Below are 21,612 nucleotides of genomic sequence, written 5' to 3' on the forward strand. Positions count from 1 at the left end.
GCAGACACCTAGGAGAATCACCATGCCGAAGCCCACCAAGGGTGCCCGTCTGGGCGGCAGCGCCGCGCACGAGCGGCTGATCCTGGCGAACCTCGCCAGGTCGCTCTTCGAGCACGGCAGGATCACCACGACCCAGGCGAAGGCCCGTCGTCTGCGGCCGTACGCCGAGCGTCTGATCACCAAGGCGAAGAAGGGCGACCTTCACAACCGCCGCCAGGTGCTTCAGGTGATCACCGACAAGAGCGTGGTGCACACGCTCTTCACGGAGATCGGGCCGCGCTACGAGAACCGCCCGGGTGGCTACACCCGGATCACCAAGATCGGTAACCGCCGGGGCGACAACGCTCCCATGGCGGTCATCGAGCTGGTGGAGGCGCTGACCGTGGCGCAGCAGGCGACCGGGGAGGCCGAGGCGGCCACCCAGCGTGCCGTCAAGGAGGACGCCCTGAAGAAGGCCGAGGCGCCCGCCGAGGCCCCGGCCGAGCAGGCCGAGGGTGCCTCGGGCTCCGAGGCCAAGGCCGACTCCGAGGGCGCGGCCTCTTCGGAGGACTGAGGCCTTCGGTTGCCTTGTGGTGTGAGCGGGTCTGCCCCTCGGGGCGGGCCCGCTTTCCCGTGCGGGGGCGGGCCCGCCGTCCGGTGCGGGACCGGGTGTGAGGGGTTGTTGGGTGAGTGACGACGTAGTGGCCGAGGGCATGGTCAGGGTGCGCCTTGACCTGGCCTACGACGGTGCCGGGTTCCACGGCTGGGCCCGGCAGGGCGAGCGGCGGACCGTTCAGCGGGAGGTCGAGGAGGCGCTCAGGATCGTGCTGCGGTCCGCACGGACGCCCGAGCTGACCGTGGCCGGCCGCACCGACGCCGGGGTGCACGCGCGGGGTCAGGTGGCGCACGTCGACCTGCCGGAGGCGGTGTGGGCCGAGCACCGGGAGAAGCTGCTGAAGCGGCTGGCGGGGCGGCTGCCGAGGGACGTCCGGGTGTGGGCGGTCGGCGAGGCGCCGGCGGGCTTCAACGCGCGGTTCTCCGCGCTGTGGCGCCGCTACGCGTACCGGGTGACCGATCACCCCTCCGGCGTGGACCCGCTGCTGCGCGGCCACGTCCTGTGGCACGACTGGGCGCTGGACGTGGACGCCATGAACGAGGCGGCGCGGCTGCTGCTCGGAGAGCACGATTTCGCGGCGTACTGCAAGCGGCGTGAGGGCGCGACCACCATCCGTACCCTCCAGGACCTGTCGCTGGAGCGGGGCGCGGACGGGGTGATCACGGCGCGGGTGCGGGCGGACGCGTTCTGCCACAACATGGTGCGTTCGCTGATCGGTGCGCTGCTCTTCGTCGGGGACGGGCACCGGCCCCCGGAGTGGCCCCGGGAGGTGCTGGCGGCCGGGGTGCGGGACTCCGCGGTGCATGTGGTGCGGCCGCACGGGCTCACGCTGGAGGAGGTCGGCTATCCCCCGGACGAGCTGATCGAGGCACGCAACCGGCAGAGCCGCCGGAAGAGGACGGCGCCGGGGGTGGCGGGCGGCTGACGGCGGGCCGTCGGCCACCGGGTCCAGCCCCTTGCGGTGGGCTGTTTGGCTGTCGGCCGGTGGGGCGTGGGCGCGCAGTTCCCCGCGCCCCTTTTTATGGCGCTTCGCGCCCCGCGCGGCGGCGCCTACTGGCCGTTCGCGGCGGCCGAGGCCTGCATCTCGCCGCGGTGGATGATCTGGCGGAAGGTGTACTCGGCCAGGTCGTCGCCGGCCGCGAAGACGCCGGTGTCCTTCTTGGTGACGTCGTCGCCGCTGGTGAAGCCCGCGATGGTGAAGTACGCGTAGCGGCCGTACGAGTTCGCGGTGGAGCGGCAGATCGCCGTGGTGCAGAAGGCGGGTACGCCGGAGCCGGGGAGCGAGACCACGTTGCCCTTGTCGGTCTGCTGGGCCGCCTTGGTGGCCTGGGCCTCGGTGTCGAAGACGGCGACGCCGACGGTGACCGCGACGCCGCCCTTGGCGGCGTAGGTGGCGCGGATGACGCGGGTGCAGTGGTTGCCGCCGAGGGCCGGCACGAGGTCGCCGTGGGCGGCGGAGGCGCAGCTCCTGGTGTCGCGGGTGGCGCCCTTCGTGTAGACGTGGTCACCCATCGTGATCTTCACGGCGGGGAAGAGGGTGCCGGGGCCCAGCGGGGCCCTGTCCTTCTTGGCGCTGGAGACGTACTCCTTGGGGTCCGGCGGGGGCGGGGGAGTGGTGGCCGCGAAGGACGGGGCCGGCTGTGTGGTGTCGCTGGGGATGTCCGCGGTGGCCGGGAGCTGGTCCGACGGCTTGTCGGCCTCGTTCGTGCCGTTCGCGGAGACCACGGCGACGGCCACGGCGGCTCCTATGGCGACGGTGGCCAGGGCGCCGCCGCCGATCATGAGCCATTTGCGGCGTTTGGCGCGGGCCTGTGAGGCGTCGGCCAGCGCGTTCCAGTCCGGGGTCCGGGACCCCGGGCCGGGCCCCCATTGGGGTCCCCCTTGCCCAAAACTCATGGCGGCATCTTAGAGCGGCCGCGCCGCCCCGCCGTACGGTGCGCGGGGGCTTGTTGTCCGTTCTTGACCACGGGCGGTCATGCGGAGGGGGCACCCTCCGGGCTCGTCCTCGATCGCCGGACGGGCCCCCGTGTGCCGACCGCCCGGCAGGGCTGCGCCCCGGCAGGGGCGCGGGGAACTGCGCGATCAGCGACGACGAGGCCGTTGGTCGTCACCGGCCCGAGGGGGCTGTTTCTGCCGTCTCGGAGCCACCGGCCGGTGGTGGGTTGCGCGCGCAGTTCCCCGCGCCCCCGGGGGTGCCCGGGGCGCCCGGCGAGTCGGTGTGCATGGGTCGGTGCGCCGAAAGGGCGGGTGGGCGGGTGGGGAGCAGCACGAGCAACGTCGGGGCGAGCGCACGGGCCGGGTCACCCCGGCCCACGGGCCGGGTCACCCCGGCCGGGGGCCGGCCGGCGTCGTTTTGACCCGTGTGGCCCCGCCCGGGTATTCTGCAAATTCGTTATGTGTATTGGCTTTCTCAAATCTCACGTGAGGGGCCCTTACACCGGTCCACCGGGCCGATGACCAGCGGCAAGCACTCGGTTTGCGTCGACCGACGTGCGGCCAGGGCTGTCGTGATCGTCCGTGGTGGCCTTGTCAGGACCCGTCCCCAGCCCCGCCGGGGCAGGGTGACCCCATCACTGAAGAAGCGAAGGCTACGAACCGTGCGTACGTACAGCCCCAAGCCCGGCGATGTGACGCGCCAGTGGCATGTCATCGATGCCCAGGACGTCGTTCTGGGCCGTCTGGCCTCCACGGCCGCGAGCCTCCTGAGGGGCAAGCACAAGGCGATCTACGCGCCGCATGTCGACACCGGTGACTTCGTCATCATCATCAACGCCGACAAGGTGCACCTCTCCGGCAACAAGCGGACCCAGAAGATGGCGTACCGCCACTCGGGATACCCGGGCGGTCTGCGCTCCGTCCGCTATGACGACCTGCTCGCCAAGAACCCGGAGAAGGCCGTCGAGAAGGCCGTCAAGGGCATGCTCCCCAAGAACACCCTGGGCCGTCAGATGCTCTCCAAGCTGAAGGTCTACTCGGGTGACCAGCACCCGCACGGCGCCCAGCAGCCGGTGCCGTACGAGATCACCCAGGTCGCGCAGTAAGTCCGGCCACCCACTGAGACGAAGAGAATCTGAGGAGCATCGTGGCCGAGACCACTGCTGAGCAGCCGCTCGAAGAGACCGCCGACATCGAGTCGTACACGACCGAGTCCGAGGTCCCCGTCGAGGGTGAGTACACCACCGAGTCCCTCGCGTCCCGGTTCGGCGAGCCCCAGCCCGCCGCCGGCCTGGGCCGCCGCAAGAACGCCATCGCCCGCGTCCGGATCGTCCCGGGCTCCGGCCGGTGGAAGATCAATGGCCGCACCCTTGAGGACTACTTCCCGAACAAGGTGCACCAGCAGGAAGTGAACGAGCCGTTCAAGGTCCTGGAGCTGGAGGGCCGCTACGACGTCATCGCCCGGATCGCCGGCGGCGGCGTCTCCGGCCAGGCCGGCGCGCTGCGCCTCGGCGTGGCCCGCGCGCTGAACGAGGCGGACGTGGACAACAACCGCGGCCCCCTGAAGAAGGCCGGCTTCCTGCGCCGCGACGACCGCGCGGTCGAGCGGAAGAAGGCCGGTCTGAAGAAGGCCCGCAAGGCCCCGCAGTACAGCAAGCGCTGACCCCGGCCGCCCGCGCGAACTGAATCGGCGTCAGAGCGACGCCGGGACGGACCGCGCGGGCGTCCTTCGCGTGCGGCCCGCCCGGCGCGCCGCACGCGGTGCGTACCGCCCCTGGGGGCGGGTACGACCTTCCCCCCGCGGCCCATACGGCACAGGGGGTACCACACGCCCCGGCGGCACGCTCTGTGCCACCGGGGCGTTCGTGTATCTGCGGCCCCCGGCGTATAACGGCATAAGATTTTCAGAAGCTTCCCGAGCCGATCACGTCTGAAGCTTCTGTGACCGCTTCAGCCTCTTCGGGGGCTGCGCTTCGGCCTCGTCGTAGGCCGGGGGTACCACCCGGGCCCGTACGGCACCGGGGGAGAAAGTACGGAGGACACCTGTGGGACGACTCTTCGGCACGGACGGTGTGCGCGGCAGGGCCAACGCGGATCTGACGGCGGAGCTGGCGCTCGGCCTCTCCGTGGCGGCGGCCCATGTGCTGGGGGAGGCGGGGACCTTCGAGGGCCACCGTCCCGTGGCCGTGGTCGGGCGGGACCCGCGGGCCTCGGGGGAGTTCCTGGAGGCGGCCGTGGTCGCCGGCCTCGCCAGCGCCGGCGTGGACGTGCTGCGCGTCGGCGTGCTGCCCACCCCCGCGGTCGCCCACCTCACCGGCGCGCTCGGCGCCGACCTCGGCGTGATGCTCTCCGCCAGCCACAACCCCATGCCCGACAACGGCGTCAAGTTCTTCAACCGCGGCGGCCACAAGCTCGCCGACGAACTGGAGGACAGGATCGAGCGGGTGTACGAGGAGCACCGCACCGGCGCTCCCTGGGACCGTCCGACCGGCGCGGGCGTGGGCCGTGTCCGGGAGTACGAGGAAGGCTTCGAGGAGTATGCGCGGCACCTCCTCGGGGTGCTGCCGAACCGGCTCGACGGCCTGAAGGTGGTCCTCGACGAGGCGCACGGCGCCGCCTCCCGGGTCTCGCCCGCGGTCTTCACCCGTGCGGGCGCCGAGGTCGTCACCATCGGCACCGACCCGAACGGCCTCAACATCAACGACGGCTGCGGCTCCACCCATCTGGACCTCCTCAAGGGCGCGGTCGTCGAGCACGGCGCGGACTTCGGCATCGCACACGACGGCGACGCCGACCGCTGCCTCGCCGTGGACCACACCGGCGCCGAGGTGGACGGCGACCAGATCCTCGCCGTGCTGGCGCTGGCGCTGCGCGAGCGGGGCGAGCTGCGCTCGGACACCGTCGTCGGCACGGTGATGTCCAACCTCGGCTTCAAGCTCGCCATGGAGCGCGAGGGCATCCACCTGGTGCAGACGGCCGTGGGCGACCGGTATGTGCTGGAGGAGATGAAGGAGCACGGCTACGCCCTCGGCGGCGAGCAGTCCGGGCACGTCATCGTCCTGGACCACGCCACCACCGGGGACGGCATTCTCACCGGGCTGCTGCTCGCGGCCCGGGTGGCCCAGACGGGGCGCTCCCTCGCCGACCTCGCCGCCGTGATGGAGCGGCTGCCGCAGGTCCTCGTCAACGTGCGCGACGTCGACAAGTCACGCGTCGCCACCTCCGCGGAGCTGGCCGCCGCGGTGGCCGACGCGGAGCGCGAGCTGGGCGGCACCGGTCGCGTCCTGCTCCGGCCCTCCGGCACGGAGCCGCTGGTCAGGGTGATGGTGGAGGCCGCCGACAGCTACCAGGCACGCTCCGTGGCGGCGCGGCTCGCGGACGCGGTGAAGTCCGCCCTCGGGTAGCCCGCCGAGTGGCCGCTCCGGTTGCTCCGGCCGGCGGCGGTCTCGACCGGCCCGGTGAGCGGCCGCTTGGGGCAGCGGGGTGAGCGGCGGGTGGTGACGCGGGTGCTCGTCCCGGTCCGGGCGTTCATCCGGGCACCCGCTCCTGGCGTTCATCCGGGCACCCGCTCCGGCCCCGTCCGGGCGCCCGTCCCCCGGTCTGCCCCCGCGTCAGCCGGCTCCCAGCCCGGAGACCGGGGGCCCGGTGCGCCGCCGGGTCCAGAAGTACCGCTGTGCCAGCAGGGTGAGCGTGCCCGCGATGACGATGCCGAGCATGTTCAGCAGCAACTGCTGGACGGAGCCCCAGGTCTGGTCGCCGTCGCCGTAGCTGAGCGCGACGGCGGCGTTGGCGGCGGCCGGCACGGTGGTCACCGAGATGGCGACGCCGACGAGCGCCCCCGACTTCGTCGAGGTGAGCGAGAGGGTGCCGGCCGCGCCGGCGAGCACCGCCACCACGAACGAGAACCAGTCCGGCGCGAACACGAAGTCCGTGTTGGGCCGCGGCCCCTCCAGCTGCGCCCGGCTGAAGAGCCCCACCCCGTTCATGAACAGGCTGAAGACGACCGTCACCGCCATGGCCGCCGCGAACCCCACGAGCAGCGCGACCAGCGACCGCAGCACCAGCCGCGGAGCCCGGCGCACCAGGGCCGTGCAGAACCCGGCGAGCGGCCCGAACTCCGGGCCCACCGCCATGGCCCCCACGATGAGGATGGCGTTGTCCAGGACCACGCCACAGGCGGCGATCATGGTCGCGATGGTGAGGAAGGCGACATAGGTGACGGAGAGCGTGGACTCCTCGTGGGAGGCGTCGGTGAGCTGGTCCCACAGCACCGCGTCCGCGCCCTCGCCGGGCGCCTCCTCCTCCGCGCGGTCCGCACGGCTGGAGAGCGTGAGGTCGGTGTGCTCCACGGCGATGGAGCCCTGCTCGCCGATGCCGAGCGCCCGGAGCCGGGCGATCAGCTCGTCGCCGGCCTCCCGTGCCACGTCGCACAGCACGACGTCGCCCGGCGGGATGCGGGCGGCGCCCGGGAGGACGGCCAGGTGGGCGGTGCCGACGGCCTCCTCGACCACCCGGACGACGTCATCGGTGCGCTCGGCCGGTGTGATCATGCGCAGATGGAGCATGGGCGCAGGGTAGCGGGCCGCCGGGCCTGCGCCCACCGGCCCGGGGGGCGCGGCCCGGTCCACCGCTCGTGCGCCGGCGCGGGCCCGCCGCTGCGTTCAGAGCTTGCGCAGGCTCAGGCGCCGGGCCTTGTGGTCGGGGCCCTTTCTGAGGATCAGGGTGGCGCGCCCGCGGGTCGGGGCGATGTTCTCAAGGAGGTTGGGGCGGTTGATGGTGCGCCAGGTGGAGCGGGCGTAGGCCATCGCCTCCTCCTCGGAGACCCGGGTGTACTTCCGGAAGTACGACGACGGGTCCTGGAAGGCGGTCTGCCGCAGCTTGCGGAACCGCTCCAGATACCAGTGCTCGATGTCCTCCGTGCGGGCGTCGACGTACAGGCTGAAGTCGAAGTAGTCCGCGAGCGCCACCCGGGTGCGGCCGTCCTGGCCGGGCAGGGAGGGCTGGAGGACGTTCAGGCCCTCCACGATCAGTATGTCCGGGCGCCGCACGGTGAGCCGCTCGCCCGGCACGATGTCGTAGACGAGGTGTGAGTAGACGGGCGCGGTCACCTCGTCCTTGCCCGCCTTGATGTCCGCGACGAACCGGGTCAGCGCCCTGCGGTCGTACGACTCGGGGAAGCCCTTCCTGGACATCAGGCCGCGGTCCTCCAGCTCCTTCATCGGCAGCAGGAAGCCGTCGGTGGTGACCAGCTCCACCCGCGGGTGCTCGGGCCAGCGCGCCAGCAGCGCCTGGAGCAGCCGCGCGACGGTGGACTTCCCGACGGCGACGGAGCCGGCGACGCCGATCACGAAGGGCGTGCCGGACTGGGAGCCGCGGGAGCCGAGGAAGGTGTTGAGTGCGCCGCGCAGGCCGTGGGTGGCGCCGACGTAGAGGTTGAGCAGCCGGGAGAGCGGTAGGTAGACGTCCCTGACCTCGTCGAGGTCGATGACGTCGCCGAGGCCCCGCAGCTTCTCCACTTCCGCCGCGGTGAGCGGGAGCGGGGTCTTGTCGCGCAGGGCGCTCCATTCGGCGCGGGTGAGATCGACGTAGGGAGTCGCCTCCGGGCGGGGCCGGTGGGCGCTCCGGGACGCCGGGGATACCGGAGCAGTCACAGTTCATTGTGACTCGTGCACGTCACACTCTGCTTTCCGGGTGCCCCGGGGGCCCGGTTGCCCCGGTGGGCCCGGGTGCCCCGGTGGGTCCGGGTGCCCCGGTGGGTCCGGGGCCACCTGCCGGTGGCGGGGCCTTCCAGGGGCCCGGGGAACCGTGCGTCCGGCCACGATCCGCCTGCGGCGGGCCAATCAGGATCAGCCCCTTGCGGTCTCCTGCCTGACCACCGGCCAGTGGGGGCTTGTCGCGCAGTTCCCCGCGCCCCTTCAGGGCACCGGGGTGCAGCCTTACCGGTCGGGGCGCCGCCTCGTCGCGCAGTTCCCCGCGCTCCTTCAGGGCACCGGGGGTGGAGCCTCGCTGGTCGGGCGCCGCCATGTCGCTGTCGGTGTGCCGCCAACCGGACGGTTGCCGGAAGGTGCGGCTGCGAGGGGAGCCTTAGGGTGGCCGTATGTGTGGAATTGTGGGATATGTCGGTGGACAGTCGGCGTTGGATGTGGTGCTGGCGGGGCTGAGGCGGCTGGAGTACCGGGGGTACGACTCCGCGGGGGTGGCCGTACTGGCGGACGGCGGGCTCGCCGTGGCGAAGCGGGCCGGGAAGCTCGTCAACCTGGAGAAGGCGCTCGGCGACCGGCCGCTGCCGTCCGGTGCCACCGGCATCGGGCACACCCGCTGGGCCACCCACGGCGCACCCAACGACGCCAACGCTCACCCGCACCTGGACGACGCGGGCCGGGTCGCCGTCGTCCACAACGGCATCATCGAGAACTTCGCCGCGCTCCGCGCCGAACTCACCGCGCGCGGCCACGTGCTGCGCTCCGACACCGACACCGAGACGGTGGCCCATCTGCTCGCCGAGGAGTTCTCCTCCTGCGGCGACCTCGGCGAGGCGATGCGGCTGGTGTGCCGGCGGCTCGACGGGGCGTTCACCCTCGTGGCGGTGCACGCCGACGCACCCGGGGTGGTCGTGGGCGCGCGCCGCAACTCCCCGCTGGTGGTGGGCGTCGGCCGGGGCGAGGCCTTCCTCGCCTCGGACGTCGCCGCCTTCATCGCGCACACCCGGTCGGCCCTGGAGCTCGGCCAGGACCAGGTGGTGGAGGTGCGCGGGGACGGGGTGACGGTCACCGGCTTCGACGGCCGGCCGGCCCGGGCCCGCGCCTACCACGTGGACTGGGACGTGTCCGCGGCGGAGAAGGACGGCCACGCCTCCTTCATGCTGAAGGAGATCGCCGAGCAGCCCAAGGCCGTCGCCGACACCCTGCTCGGCAGGATCGACGCGAACGGCTCGCTGGTCCTCGACGAGCTGCGGATCTCCGCCTCGGAGCTGTGCGAGGTCGACAAGGTCGTCATCGTCGCCTGCGGCACCGCCTTCCACGCCGGTCTCATCGCCAAGTACGCCATCGAGCACTGGACCCGGATCCCCTGCGAGGTGGAGCTGGCCAGCGAGTTCCGTTACCGGGACCCGATCCTCGGCGCCCGGACGCTCACCGTCGCCATCTCGCAGTCCGGCGAGACCATGGACACGCTCATGGCGGTCCGGCACGCCCGCGAGCAGGGCTCCCGGGTGCTGGCGATCTGCAACACCAACGGCTCCACCATCCCCCGCGAGTCCGACGCCGTGCTCTACACGCACGCGGGGCCCGAGATCGCGGTGGCCTCCACCAAGGCGTTCCTCACCCAGCTCGTGGCCTGCTACCTGGTCGCCCTCTACCTGGGTCAGGTGCGCGGCACCCAGTGGGGCGACGAGGTGCGGGCCGTCATCCGGGACCTGGCCGGGATCGCCGGCGCGGTCGAGCGGGTGCTCGGCACCATGGAGCCGGTGCGCGCCCTCGCCCGCACCCTCGCGGACAAGCGGACGGTGCTCTTCCTGGGCCGGCACGTCGGCCACCCGGTCGCCCTGGAAGGCGCGCTGAAGCTGAAGGAGCTGGCGTACATGCACGCCGAGGGCTTCGCGGCCGGCGAGCTGAAGCACGGGCCCATCGCGCTGATCGAGGAGGACGTTCCCGTGGTGGTCGTGGTGCCGTCGCCGGACGGGCGGTCCCTGCTGCACGACAAGGTCGTCTCCAACATCCAGGAGATCAGGGCCCGCGGCGCCCGTACCATCGTGATCGCCGAGGAGGGCGACGAGACCGTGGTGCCCTACGCCGACCACCTCGTCCCGGTGCCCGCCACCCCGACCCTGCTCCAGCCGCTGGTGGCCGCCGTACCGTTGCAGGTGTTCGCGTGCGAGCTGGCGACCGTGCGCGGCAACGAGGTCGACCAGCCGCGTAATCTCGCCAAGTCCGTGACGGTGGAGTGAGCGCGGGCGGGCCCACCTCGGTGGGGCCGCCCGAGGTGAGCCGGGCTGTGGGAGTGAGGAATCGTGATCATCGGGGTGGGGATCGACGTCGCGGAGATCGACCGGTTCCGGGCGTCGCTGGCGCGCACGCCCGGCCTGGCGGAGCGGCTCTTCGTGGCCGGTGAGCTGCTGCTGCCGTCCGGCGAGCGGCGCGGCATCGCCTCGCTCGCCGCGCGGTTCGCCGCCAAGGAGGCGCTCGCGAAGTCCCTCGGCGCGCCGGTCGGGCTGCGGTGGACGGACGCCGAGGTCTGGACGGAGGACAGCGGGCAGCCCCGGCTGCGGGTGCGCGGCACGGTCGCGGCCCGCGCCGAACTGCTCGGCGTCCGCTCCTGGCACGTCTCCCTCAGCCATGACGCGGGGGTGGCGTCGGCCGTGGTGATCGCGGAGGGGTAGGGGGCGGTCGGCGAGGACGGCCCGCCGGGGCCCCGGGCCGTCGGCCCGCAGACCATCGGCTCAGGGCCGTCGGCCCCGGGCCGGCCCCGGCCGTCACGCAAGCCGTACGCAAGGATCACGCAAGGACCCCGGGCTGCCGGGCCCCCACGGCGCGTGTACGGTCAACGCCTGCCCATCAGAGCCGAGTTGTGCCCCGCGGAGTCGACTGCCCGCAGCGGGCACCGTTCGGCATGCGACCCCGAGGGGGACCCTTGATCGTAGTGACCGGCGCGACCGGCAACATCGGACGCAGTCTCGTCGACCAGCTCCTCGCGGAGGGCGCCGCGGTGCGCGCCCTGTCCCGCGACCCCGGTGCGGCGGACCTGCCGGACGGAGTGGACGCCGTCCGGGCCGACCTCGGCGACCCGTCGATGCTCGGCCCCGTGCTCAGCGGCGCGGAGGCGGTCTACCTGAACCTCGCCGCGGCCGGCATGCGCGGCGCCGACCAGGTCGTCGAGGCGATCGCGGCGGCGGGCGTCAAGCGCATCGTCCTGAACTCGTCCATGGCGGTGACCATCGAGGGCGCCGAGGAGGGCATGATCGCGCGCGCCCACGCGTTCGCCGAGCGCGCGGTGCGCGACTCCGGGCTGGAGTGGACGTTCGTCCGCGGCGGCATGTACGCCACCAACGCGCTGCGGTGGGCCGCGGCGATCAAGGAGGACGGCGTGGTGCGCGGCCCCTATCCGGACGCGGTCGCCGCGCCGGTGCACGAGGCCGACCTGGCGGCCGTCTCCGCCCGTGCCCTGCTGGACGACGCGCACGTCGGCACGGCGCCCGTCGTCACGGGGCCCGCGCCGGTCACGCTGGCCGAGCAGGTCGCCGCGATCGGCAAGGCGGCCGGGCGTGCGACCCGCTTCGAGCAGATCTCGCCGGAGGCGGCCGTCGAGGCGCTGACGAGCCCGCAGTTCCCGGTCGAGGCCGCCAGGCAACTCGTCGAGTTCCTCGGCTCGACGGTGGGGGCCACGCCCGAGATCACGGGCGAGGTGGAGCGGATCACCGGTCGCCCGGCCAGGACGTTCGAGGAGTGGGCGGCGGACCACGCGGACGATTTCCGCTGAGCTTGCCCTAGGGGCGCGGGGCGGTGGCGGTCAGCGTGTCCCGCTGCGGCTGGTCGCGCCGCGCGGCGGAGCAGCGGGGTGCGCCCCGGAGCCGCCTGGTCACACAGCCCCGCGCCCCGGCCGGGGCCCTGTGCGCAACCAGTCGGCAGCCGCGGCCGGGGAACGGGCCCCGAACGCCTGACCGGCACCGCGGAAGCCCCCTAGACTGCGCGGCGTGAAGGGCTTGCTGCTGCGGTTGTCGGCCCTGGACGCGGACGCGGCCGCCGCGGTGCGGGTGATCGCCCACTTCCAGGCCCTGCTCGGCGGCGGCCTCGACGCCGCCGCCCTGGTCCGCTCGACCGCCGGACTCGCCGAGTGTCCCGCGGGCCTGGAACTCGCGGACGGCCGCACCGTGCGCTGCGGCCCCGACGGCGCCCCGCTGACCGGGCGCCCGGCGCGGGTCTCCGGCAGCGCCCGCCTCGCGCCCGCCGGACGCGTCTGGCTGGAGCGGCCGGGCGCCCGGGGCCCGTTCGACGACCTCGTCCTGGAGTGGATGGCGATCGCCGCTGGCACGCTCGGCGGCACCGCCCAGCGGGCGCAGCCGCCGCAGGTCTCCGACCCGCTGCTGGTCGAGCGGGTGCTCTCCGCGCATGAGACGGTCGCCGACCGCGCCCACGCGCTGCGCCGCCTCGGCCTCGACCCCGCGGGCGCCCTCCGGGTGGCCGCGGTGAGCTGCCGGAACGGTGCCGACGCCGGCCCGGTCGCCGTCACGCTGCTCGGCCGCGGCGACCTGCCGGGCACCGTCAGGGTGGCCCGGATGGGCTCGGGCGCGGTGGTGCTCCACCAGCGCGGCGACGGCACCGAGTCGCCCGGCGAGGCACTGCGCACCGTGCTGGGCGAGTGGGCGGCGGCGGGCACGGAGCGGTCCTGGGCGGGCGCCGACCCGTCGCGGGCCGGTCCGCGGGGCCCCGGCGCCCCGCCCGGCCGCCCTGCCGGACCCGGGCAGTCCGGCGCGCCGTGGTCCGGCGGGATCCGGGCCGGGGTGGGCGGCGCGGTGCCGGCCCTGGACGCCGGGACGAGCTGGGCACAGGCCCGTACCGCCCTGCGGTTCACGGTCCCCGACCCGCCGTACGAGGCGGTCGCCGACCACGACGCCCTCGGCCCCGTGGTGCTGCTCGCCGAGATTCCGGTGCGGCGGCTGCGGGAGCGGCCCGAGGTACGGGCACTCGCGGCGCTCGCGGAGCAGCCCGGCGGCCGGGCCGTGCTCGCCGCCCTCGCCGCCTTCTGCCGCACCGGCTCACTCCGGCAGGCAGCGGCTGCGCTGCACCTCCACCACAGCTCGGTGGCGGGCCGCCTGACCCGCGCCGAACGCGCCCTGGGCCACACCCTGAGCGACCCCCGGAACCGCTTCGCCGCCCACCTCGCCCTGTACGCCCACCGGTTGGCGACGACACCGGAGGAGGGTCCTCCGGACGGGTGAGGGACGTTGGGGGAGGGGTGACGGGTAAGGGACGGCGGGTGACGGAAGGCGGGTGACGGAGGGTGGGTGAGACGGACCACGGTGACGGAGGATGGCCAGGGGACGACGGGCGAGGTGACGGCTGCCGGAGCCGGCCCCCAACCGGCCACCCGCCCGAGCCGCACCACCGCCGACCACGTCACCGCGTCACCCGGCCCCACCGCGACCGTGACCGCATCCGACGTGCGGGCATCGGCCCGGGCGGGTCACCGTGCGCGCAGCCGACGCTCCGTCACCGGCCCGTGCGGGCCTCGTCACCGCAGCCGGCGCGCGGTTGTCAGCCGGGGCGGCCTGCCGTCACCGGCCCGGGCAGGCACACCGTGCGTCCAGCCAACGCGCGTATCACCGGCCGAGGCGCCGGCCCACCGCCGCTGAAACGCACCCCGAAACACCCACGGAAGCCCCCGAACCACCCCCGAAGCATCCACGGAAGCCCCGCGAACCACCCTCGAAGCACCACGGAAGCCCCCGAACCCACCCCCGAACCACCCCTGAACTCACCGCCACAGCGCCCGCCGCAGCGCCCCGCGTGCGTCCTCGGCCGCGCGGCGGATCACCGCGGCGTGCTCCACCATGATCGCCCCGTGGAACGTGCCCGGATAGACGTGCAGTTCGGCGTGGACCCCGGCGGTCAGCAGGGCCTGGGCGTAGCCGATGCCCTCGTCGCGCAGCGGGTCGAACTGCATCACGGAGACGAACGCCGGCGGCAGGCCCGCCAGCTCGGTGACGTCGGCGCGGCCCGGGGCGGCGTAGTGCGACACACCCTCGGAGCCGGGCACGCCCTCGCCCAGGTACGCGGTCCAGCCGAGGGCGGCGTTGTGGCGGTTCCAGACGGGCGTGTCCGTGTACAGCAGGGCGCTGGGGGTGGTGAGGCGGTCGTCGAGGGCGGGGCTGCACAGGTACTGGAAGCAGATCGCGGGGCCGCCGCGGTCCCGGGCGAGGAGGGTCAGCGCGGCGGCGAGTCCAGCTCCGGCGCTGTCGCCGCCCACCGCGATCCGGTCGGGCCTGATGCCCAGCTCGGCGGCGTCCTTCGCCAGCGTCCACAGCCCGGCACAGCAGTCCTCCAGGGCCGCCGGGTACGGGTGCTCGGGGGCCAGCCGGTAGTCGGGGGAGACCACGACGGCGCCGAGTTCGCGGCAGAGCCGCAGGTTGGCGTCGTGGTCGACGTCGGGGGAGCCGAGCACGAAGCCGCCGCCGTGCAGCGCGTAGAGCGCCGGCAACCGCTCGCCGCGGGTGTCCGCGGGCCGGTAGACCCGCAGCGGCACGTCGGGCGCGCCGTCGAGCCCGGCTGCGGTCAGGTCCGTCACCTCCACACCGCCGGTGTCGGCCACCGCGACCCGGGCCGCCACCTCACCGGCCTGCGCGGCCCGCGCCGCGGCCAGGTCGGAGATGTCCACCTCGGCCATCATCGCGAGGGCCGCGGCGAGCTCGGGATCGTACGGGTAACGCATGTGCGGACCTCCGGTCGGCGCCGTCCGCCGACGGCAGCCGGAACAAGGACACCGGCCCCGCTTGCACAGAGCCACCGGCACCTGCCGGAACACAGCCACAGGCACGGGGCCACCGACGGCTGCCAGCACGATGCCACGCCCACGGCACGGGGACCATCCGACGTCCGTCGGGGACCCAACGCCCGGCTCCCCGACAGCCGTGCGGGGGTCTGTGCAGGGCGGTGCCCGGCGCTGTATTCCGTACGCCGTACGGGTCACGCACCGGTGAAGCGGAGGACGCACCCCGATGAAGAGGATGAAGAGACCGTCATGAAGAGACCGTCGTGGATCGTCAGCCTCGTCCTGGCCGGGTTCCTCGGCAGCGCCCCCCTCGCGGTGGCCGGCGCCGCCCCGGACGGCCCCGCCGCGCCCGCGGCAGCGACGACGACCGAGGCCGGCTGGGTACACACCTGGACGGCGATGCCGCAGCTTACCGAGCCGGCCAACATGCCCCCGGCGCCGTTCACGCAGGACGGCCGGGTGCTCGCCGACAGCACGCTGCGGCAGACCGTGCACGTGTCCGTGGGCGGCCCGCGCATCCGGCTGCGGGTGTCGAACGTGTTCGGGGGCGCCCCGCTGCCGCTCACCGCGGTCTCCGTGGCACTGCCGCGCGGCGGGCGGCCCGGGGCCGCCGCGATCGAGCCGGGCAGCTCCCACCCGGTGACCTTCCGCGGCAGGGCCTCCGTGACGGTGCCGACCGGTGCGGACATGGTCTCCGATCCGCTGGACTTCACGGTGCGGCCCGGCACCAACCTCACCGTCACGATCTACCTGGCCGAGGGGCAGGCGTCCAACGACATCACCTCCCACCCGGGTTCCCGCACCACCTCGTACCTGCTGGCCGGCGACCACACCGGCGACACGGACCTGCCGGGCGCGGCCACCGCGGACCACTGGTACTTCCTCAGCGGCGTCGAGGTCCTCACCCGCACCGCCACCGGTGCGACGGTGGTGCTCGGCGACTCCCTCTCCGACGGCCGCGGCTCCACCACCAACGGCAACGACCGCTGGACCGACCAACTCCTGAGCCGACTTCAGGCGCACCGGGCCACCGCGGGCACCGCGGTACTCAACGAGGCCGCGGGCGGCAACCAGGTCCTCTCGAACGGCCTCGGCCCCACCGCGCTCTCCCGCTTCGACCGCGACGTCCTCGCGCAGAGCGGGGTCACCTCGCTGATCGTCTTCGAGGGCGTCAACGACATCGGCACGGCACCGGCCACCGCCGAGGCGCAGCGCACCGTGGCGGAGGATCTCATCACCGCGTACGACCAGATGGTCCTGCGTGCTCACGCGCAGGGCATCCGCGTCTACGGTGCGACGCTCACCCCGTTCGGCGGCAACGGGCCCTACGACGACCCCGACGGCCTTCGCGAGGCGGCGCGGCAGCGGGTCAACGACTGGATCCGCACCAGTGGCCGCTTCGACGCGGTCGTCGACCTGGACCGGGCGTCCCGCGATCCGGCCCACCCGCGTGCCCTCAACCCCGCCTACGACGTGGGCGACCACCTCCACCTCAACCCAACGGGCTACGCAGCGCTGGCGGCAGCGTTCCCCTCGCACCTCTTCACGTAAGAAGCCGTCCGCCCTGCCGGTGCGGGCCGGTACCGCACACGCGCCGTGGGCTGTCGGGTGGAGGCGGCTCTTCCCCCTTCCCCGGTCTGCCCCTGGCGGCGCGGGAGGCCCACCGGTCCGCAGTCGCGTACGAGAGGTGAGGGGACGTGGGGGGATGTCCGCCCTGGGGGTACCTCCCAGGCCCTTAAGGCACTGGGGGAGGCCGGCGCCACGACCAGAGGAGCCTCCAGTGTGCGGAAGGCGCCGGACCGTGGGGGCACCTCCCACGCCTTCAAGGCAGTGGGGGAGGAGATCCCCCCGCGGCCCCGCCCCACAACGAAACAGAAGGCGCACCGGCCACGACGAAGCCCGCGCTCGCCACAAGCAGCCCGCCCCGAACAACAGAAGGCGCACCGGCCCCGACGAAGCCCGCGCACACAACTCGCGGCGTACACCCGCGTCGCGCGGGCGCGGCCATGCGGGACACTCGTGGCATGCGGAGTGCGTACAGCGTGGAGACGGTAAGGGCGGCCGAGCGTGAGCTGATGGCGAGGCTGCCGGAGGGTGCCCTGATGCAACGTGCCGCGAGCGGACTCGCGGCCGTCTGCGCCGAACTGCTGGGCCGCGTCTACGGCTCCCGCATCGTCCTCCTCATCGGCAGCGGCGACAACGGCGGCGACGCCCTCTACGCCGGCGCAAGGCTGGCCCGCCGCGGCGCCGGCGTCACCGCACTGCTGCTCACCCCGGACCGCACCCACCCCGCCGGCCTGGCCGCCCTCCGCGCCGCGGGCGGCACCGCCCACCACGCGGCACCCGAACCACCGGCAGGCAAAGCCACCACCGGCACCAGCTCCACCACCGGCGCCAGCCCCACGACCGAGGAACTGATCCGCCGAGCCGACCTCATCGTGGACGGCATCGTGGGCATCGGCGGCAGCGGCGGCCTCCGCCCCGCCGCCGTCCCGCTCGCCGTCCTCGCGCGCGCCTGCGACGCGCCGGTCGTCGCCGTCGACCTGCCCAGCGGCGTGGAGGCGGACACGGGCGAGGTCAGGGGCGAGGCGGTGCACGCGCACGTGACCGTCACCTTCGGCACCCACAAGCCCGGCCTCCTCATCGACCCGGCACGCGAGTACGCGGGCACCACCCGGCTCATCGACATCGGCCTGGGCCCCCATCTGCCGCCCACCCCCGACCTGGAGGCGCTCCAGCACGCGGACGTCGCGGCCCTGCTGCCGAGCCCGGCGGCGGAGAGCGACAAGTACCGGCGCGGCGTGGTGGGCGTGGTGGCGGGTTCCGCCCGCTACCCGGGCGCGGCGGTGCTCGCGGTCTCCGGCGCGCTGCACGGCGGCGCGGGCGCCGTGCGGTACGTGGGCCCCGCCGCGGACGCGGTGATCGCCCGGTTCCCCGAGACGCTGGTGTCGGCGGGGCCGCCGTCGAGGGCGGGCCGGGTCCAGGCGTGGGTGGTCGGCCCCGGTGTGGGGGACGACAGCGCGGCGGTGGACGAGGTGCTGGCCTCCGACGTCCCGGTGCTCGTCGACGCGGACGGGCTGCGGCTCGCGGACCGTGCGGCGGTGCGCGCCCGCACGGCGCCGACCGTGCTGACGCCGCACGCGGGCGAGGCGGCCGCCCTGCTCGGCACCTCCCGCGAGGAGGTGGAGGGCGCCCGGCTCGCGGCGGTGCGCGAGCTGGCCGCGCGGTACGGGGCGACGGCGCTGCTCAAGGGCTCGACGACGCTGGTCGCCCGCCCGGACGGCGGCCCGGTCCGGGTGAACCCGACGGGGACGCCGTGGCTGGCCACGGCGGGCAGCGGCGACGTCCTGTCCGGCCTGGCGGGCTCCCTGCTCGCGGCGGGACTCGGCGCGCAGGACGCGGCGTCGGTCGGCGCCTACCTGCACGGTCTCGCCGGGCGGCTCGCGACCGGCGAGGGCGCGCCTGTCGGCGCGTCGGAGCTCGTGAGGGTGCTGCCGCGGGTGTGGCGGGACGTGGTGGGGACGGCCGCGCGGCTCCCCGGCGAACGCTAGCCCCGGCCAGGCGCGGTTCTCCGCCCCTCACGTGCCGCGGCACCCCGAACCGGTGTGCGTTCAGGCCGCACCGGCCGGTGGGCCGACACGAGGGCCTCAAGGGGCTCGGCACGGTGGCCCGGCGCGGGCGCGTCGGGGCTCGTGCGGCTCGTCGCGGCTGGTCGGGGCCGGTCAGCCGGGTGCGGCCGGCTGGGGGGTGATCGGTTGGGGTGATCGGTTGGGACGATCGGTTGGGGTGGATCGGTTGGGTCGAACCAACGCACCGCAGACCGGGCCGCCCCCGGCCCGGCTGCACGGAACGCGCCTCCCCGCCGCCTTTGAGACACTGTATGAACGATGAGTGACACTGCGACGGCGCGCGCGCGTGCCGAGATCGATCTGGGGGCCCTGCGTGCCAACGTGAGGGCCCTGCGGGCCCTCGCGCCCCGCGCCGCGTTCATGGCCGTGGTGAAGGCGGACGGCTACGGCCACGGAATGGTGCCGGTCGCCCGTGCCGCGCTCGACGCGGGCGCCACCTGGCTCGGTACGGCCCTCCCGGAGGAGGCCCTGGCGCTGCGCGCCGCCGGGTTCGGCCCGGACCGGGTCCGCATCATGTGCTGGCTGTGGGCGCCGGGCGGCCCCTGGCGGGAGGCCGTCGAGGCCGATCTCGACATGTCCGTCAGCGGACCCAGGGCGCTGCGGGAGGCCACGGCCGCCGCACGTGCGGTCGGCGCGCCGGCCCGCGTCCAGCTCAAGGCCGACACCGGCCTCGGCCGCGGCGGCTGCCAGCCCGCCGACTGGCCCGCCCTGGTCGCCGAGGCGCTGCGCGCGGAGCGCGCGGGACTGGTCCGTATCTCCGGCATCTGGTCGCACCTGGCCTGTGCCGACGAGCCGGGCCACCCCTCCATCGCCCCCCAGCTGGCCCGCTTCCGCGACATGATCCGCTACGCCGAGCAGCAGGGCGCACGCCCGGAGGTCCGGCACATCGCCAACTCACCCGCCACCCTCACCCTCCCCGAGGCGCACTTCGACCTGGTGCGCGCCGGCATCGCCATGTACGGGATCTCCCCGAGCCCGGAGATCGGCACCCCCGCGGACTTCGGGCTGCGCCCCGTGATGCGGCTGTCCGCGTCGATGGTGCTGGTCAAGCAGGTCCCTGGCGGCCACGGCGTGAGCTACGGCCACACCTACGTCACCCCCGGCGAGACCACCCTCGGCCTGGTGCCGCTCGGCTACGGCGACGGCATACCCCGGCACGCCTCCAACACCGGCCCCGTCCTGGTCGACGGCAAGTGGCGGACGATCGCGGGCCGGGTGGCGATGGACCAGTTCGTCGTCGACCTCGGCGGGGAAGAGCCGCCGGAGGGCACCGAGGCGGTGCTGTTCGGACCGGGTGACCGGGGCGAGCCGACCGCCGAGGACTGGGCCCAGGCGGCGGGCACCATCGCGTACGAGATCGTCACCCGCGTCGGGGCACGCGTGCCGCGCGTCCATCTCGACGGGACGCCGTAGGGCCGGACCCCTCCACGCGACGCCGTGATCTCGCCCACCCAGGGGTGAGCAAGGCCTACGCAGGGGAACACCAGGTGGAAGGACCGGGCTGCCGGACGGGAAGGACCGGGCTGCCGGACCGGAAGAGCCCGGCTGCCGGTCCGGAAGGACCGGAGCGACCGGCCCTGACACGTCACGAGGGGCCGGGACCCTCCTGGGCGAGGCCTCGGCGAGGCGTCGGCGAGGCGTCGGCGAGGACGGCGAAGAGGAGCGGTAGGTGAGCGAGAGCAGCGCGGAGGCCGTCACGGGGACCGTCACGGGGGCGGTGGGCGGCGTCTGGCGCAGGGCCGGGATAGCCGGTGCCGCCCTCGGCGTGATCGCGGCCGGCGCCGCCGCCTCGGTGGCCATGGAACGCCTCACGGTCAGCCGCGGCATCCGCAGGAAGGCACAGCTTGACCTGGACGCCACGGGCCCGTACGGCACCCTGCGCGGCACCCCGGGCAAGGCCTGCGCGGACGACGGCACCGAGCTGTACTACGAGGTCGACGAGGTCGAGCCGGACGGCGGCCCGGCGGCGCGCCGCAGACGGCTCTTCGGGCGCAGGGCCCCGGCCCCCGTCACCGTCGTCTTCAGCCACGGCTACTGCCTCACCCAGGACTCCTGGCACTTCCAGCGCGCCGCCCTGCGCGGCGTGGTGCGCACCGTGCACTGGGACCAGCGCAGCCACGGCCGGTCCGGGCGCGGGGTCACCCAGCGCGAGCAGCACACCCCCGTCGCGTTCGAGCAACTGGGCAGGGACCTCAAGGCCGTCATCGACGCCGCCGCGCCCGAGGGGCCGCTGGTGCTCGTCGGCCACTCCATGGGCGGCATGACGGTGATGGAGCTGGCCGACCAGTACCCGGAGCTGGTCCGGGAGCGGGTGGCGGCCGTCGCGTTCGTCGGCACCTCGGCCGGGCGCCTGGGCGAGGTCAGCTTCGGACTGCCGGTGCTGGGCGTCAACGCGGTACGGCGTGTGCTGCCCGGGGTGCTGAAGGCGCTGGGGCAGCGGGCGGAGCTGGTGGAGCGCGGCCGGCGGGCCACCGCGGACCTGTTCGCGGGGATCATCAAGCGGTACTCGTTCGGATCGAAGGACGTCGACCCGGCCGTGGCGCGGTTCGCCGAACGGATGATCGAGAGCACACCGATCGACGTGGTCGCCGAGTTCTACCCGGGCTTCGTCGCGCACGACAAGACGGCCGCGCTCCAGCACTTCGCGCACCTGCCGGTGCTGGTGCTGGCGGGCGACAAGGACCTGGTCACCCCCGGCTCGCACAGCGAGGCCATCGCCGACGCGCTGCCCGGCGCGGAACTCGTCCTGGTGCCCGACGCCGGCCACCTGGCGATGCTGGAGCACCCCGAGGCGGTCACGGACCGGCTTGCCGACCTGCTGGCCCGCGCCGGCCTCGCCCGGTCCCCGGCTACCGTGGGCGACTATGGACCGCACACCCGAACCGGCCGCCCCCTGGGCGGCCCCCCACGCACCGGCCGCGGCCGCCCGCGCCGCGGCGGATCCGCACCGTCCGCCGGATGAGCCGGGAG

The 21,612-nt window shown here is 74.4% G+C and carries 17 protein-coding genes; 13 read left to right on the forward strand and 4 right to left on the reverse strand.

Annotated features, from left to right (window positions below; all coding sequences use genetic code 11):
• Positions 1 to 22 precede the first annotated feature (22 nt).
• Together rplQ and truA are read left to right on the forward strand one after the other, a co-directional pair.
• On the forward strand, positions 23 to 553 hold the full coding sequence (rplQ, locus tag ACSMXW_RS21865) for a 50S ribosomal protein L17 (RefSeq protein ID WP_485798599.1): 531 nt from the start codon (positions 23 to 25) through the stop codon (positions 551 to 553).
• Between the two features lie 139 nt (positions 554 to 692).
• The gene (gene truA / locus ACSMXW_RS21870) at positions 693 to 1,520 is read left to right on the forward strand and encodes a tRNA pseudouridine(38-40) synthase TruA (protein WP_485808207.1); all 828 of its coding nucleotides are present in this window, start codon (positions 693 to 695) and stop codon (positions 1,518 to 1,520) included.
• 125 nt (positions 1,521 to 1,645) lie between these two features.
• On the opposite strand, the gene ACSMXW_RS21875 is transcribed toward truA, so the two are convergent.
• Positions 1,646 to 2,491 (reverse strand): hypothetical protein, encoded by an 846-nt coding sequence (locus tag ACSMXW_RS21875; protein ID WP_485798601.1) that lies wholly within the window; start codon positions 2,489 to 2,491, stop codon positions 1,646 to 1,648.
• Positions 2,492 to 3,192: 701 nt separating this feature from the next.
• Between ACSMXW_RS21875 and rplM the strand changes: the two genes are divergently transcribed.
• The 3 genes from rplM (at position 3,193) to glmM (ending at position 5,934) form a co-directional block, all read left to right on the forward strand.
• A complete protein-coding gene (gene rplM / locus ACSMXW_RS21880) occupies positions 3,193 to 3,636 on the forward strand; it encodes a 50S ribosomal protein L13 (RefSeq protein WP_485798603.1) in 444 nt (147 codons plus the stop codon).
• A 41-nt stretch (positions 3,637 to 3,677) separates the two neighbouring features.
• Entirely contained in the window at positions 3,678 to 4,193 is a 516-nt protein-coding gene (gene rpsI / locus ACSMXW_RS21885) for a 30S ribosomal protein S9 (RefSeq protein WP_485798605.1), read from the forward strand.
• A 382-nt stretch (positions 4,194 to 4,575) separates the two neighbouring features.
• The gene (gene glmM, locus ACSMXW_RS21890; protein WP_485798607.1) at positions 4,576 to 5,934 is read left to right on the forward strand and encodes a phosphoglucosamine mutase; all 1,359 of its coding nucleotides are present in this window, start codon (positions 4,576 to 4,578) and stop codon (positions 5,932 to 5,934) included.
• A 207-nt stretch (positions 5,935 to 6,141) separates the two neighbouring features.
• Here glmM and ACSMXW_RS21895 read toward each other — a convergent pair whose 3' ends face one another.
• Together ACSMXW_RS21895 and coaA are read right to left on the reverse strand one after the other, a co-directional pair.
• Complete coding sequence (locus ACSMXW_RS21895; RefSeq protein WP_485798609.1) at positions 6,142 to 7,095, reverse strand: DUF389 domain-containing protein; 954 nt, start codon at positions 7,093 to 7,095, stop codon at positions 6,142 to 6,144.
• 96 nt (positions 7,096 to 7,191) lie between these two features.
• Positions 7,192 to 8,181: a type I pantothenate kinase gene (coaA, locus tag ACSMXW_RS21900; RefSeq protein WP_485798612.1), complete on the reverse strand. Its 990-nt coding sequence runs from the start codon at positions 8,179 to 8,181 to the stop codon at positions 7,192 to 7,194.
• A 446-nt stretch (positions 8,182 to 8,627) separates the two neighbouring features.
• Here coaA and glmS point away from each other — a divergent pair, with 446 nt between their 5' ends.
• From glmS to ACSMXW_RS21920, 4 genes are all read left to right on the forward strand, one after another.
• On the forward strand, positions 8,628 to 10,475 hold the full coding sequence (glmS, locus tag ACSMXW_RS21905) for a glutamine--fructose-6-phosphate transaminase (isomerizing) (RefSeq protein WP_485798614.1): 1,848 nt from the start codon (positions 8,628 to 8,630) through the stop codon (positions 10,473 to 10,475).
• 60 nt (positions 10,476 to 10,535) lie between these two features.
• Positions 10,536 to 10,907: a holo-ACP synthase gene (locus ACSMXW_RS21910; RefSeq protein ID WP_485808209.1), complete on the forward strand. Its 372-nt coding sequence runs from the start codon at positions 10,536 to 10,538 to the stop codon at positions 10,905 to 10,907.
• A 260-nt stretch (positions 10,908 to 11,167) separates the two neighbouring features.
• On the forward strand, positions 11,168 to 12,004 hold the full coding sequence (locus tag ACSMXW_RS21915; RefSeq protein WP_485808210.1) for an SDR family oxidoreductase: 837 nt from the start codon (positions 11,168 to 11,170) through the stop codon (positions 12,002 to 12,004).
• A gap of 214 nt (positions 12,005 to 12,218) precedes the next feature.
• Entirely contained in the window at positions 12,219 to 13,463 is a 1,245-nt protein-coding gene (locus tag ACSMXW_RS21920; protein ID WP_485798616.1) for a PucR family transcriptional regulator, read from the forward strand.
• A gap of 536 nt (positions 13,464 to 13,999) precedes the next feature.
• On the opposite strand, the gene ACSMXW_RS21925 is transcribed toward ACSMXW_RS21920, so the two are convergent.
• On the reverse strand, positions 14,000 to 14,953 hold the full coding sequence (locus ACSMXW_RS21925) for an alpha/beta hydrolase (RefSeq protein WP_485798618.1): 954 nt from the start codon (positions 14,951 to 14,953) through the stop codon (positions 14,000 to 14,002).
• A 309-nt stretch (positions 14,954 to 15,262) separates the two neighbouring features.
• Between ACSMXW_RS21925 and ACSMXW_RS21930 the strand changes: the two genes are divergently transcribed.
• From ACSMXW_RS21930 to ACSMXW_RS21945, 4 genes are all read left to right on the forward strand, one after another.
• On the forward strand, positions 15,263 to 16,564 hold the full coding sequence (locus ACSMXW_RS21930; RefSeq protein ID WP_485798620.1) for an SGNH/GDSL hydrolase family protein: 1,302 nt from the start codon (positions 15,263 to 15,265) through the stop codon (positions 16,562 to 16,564).
• A 473-nt stretch (positions 16,565 to 17,037) separates the two neighbouring features.
• Positions 17,038 to 18,564: an NAD(P)H-hydrate dehydratase gene (locus ACSMXW_RS21935; RefSeq protein ID WP_485798622.1), complete on the forward strand. Its 1,527-nt coding sequence runs from the start codon at positions 17,038 to 17,040 to the stop codon at positions 18,562 to 18,564.
• Between the two features lie 336 nt (positions 18,565 to 18,900).
• Positions 18,901 to 20,055, forward strand: coding sequence for an alanine racemase (alr, locus tag ACSMXW_RS21940; protein WP_485798624.1), 1,155 nt, complete (start codon positions 18,901 to 18,903; stop codon positions 20,053 to 20,055).
• Between the two features lie 256 nt (positions 20,056 to 20,311).
• Positions 20,312 to 21,604: an alpha/beta fold hydrolase gene (locus ACSMXW_RS21945; protein ID WP_485798626.1), complete on the forward strand. Its 1,293-nt coding sequence runs from the start codon at positions 20,312 to 20,314 to the stop codon at positions 21,602 to 21,604.
• The last annotated feature ends 8 nt before the right edge of the window (positions 21,605 to 21,612 follow it).

The sequence above is a fragment of the Streptomyces sp. DSM 116793 genome (genome assembly GCF_057320905.1).

Coding starts and splice junctions, on each gene's coding strand:
- rplQ (WP_485798599.1), top strand. CDS start 23: ATGCCGAAGCCCACCAAGGGTGCCCGTCTGGGCGGCAGCGCCGCGCAC.
- truA (WP_485808207.1), top strand. CDS start 693: ATGGTCAGGGTGCGCCTTGACCTGGCCTACGACGGTGCCGGGTTCCAC.
- ACSMXW_RS21875 (WP_485798601.1), bottom strand. CDS start 2,491: ATGAGTTTTGGGCAAGGGGGACCCCAATGGGGGCCCGGCCCGGGGTCC.
- ACSMXW_RS21895 (WP_485798609.1), bottom strand. CDS start 7,095: ATGCTCCATCTGCGCATGATCACACCGGCCGAGCGCACCGATGACGTC.
- glmS (WP_485798614.1), top strand. CDS start 8,628: ATGTGTGGAATTGTGGGATATGTCGGTGGACAGTCGGCGTTGGATGTG.
- ACSMXW_RS21925 (WP_485798618.1), bottom strand. CDS start 14,953: ATGCGTTACCCGTACGATCCCGAGCTCGCCGCGGCCCTCGCGATGATG.
- ACSMXW_RS21930 (WP_485798620.1), top strand. CDS start 15,263: ATGAAGAGACCGTCGTGGATCGTCAGCCTCGTCCTGGCCGGGTTCCTC.
- ACSMXW_RS21935 (WP_485798622.1), top strand. CDS start 17,038: ATGCGGAGTGCGTACAGCGTGGAGACGGTAAGGGCGGCCGAGCGTGAG.
- alr (WP_485798624.1), top strand. CDS start 18,901: ATGAGTGACACTGCGACGGCGCGCGCGCGTGCCGAGATCGATCTGGGG.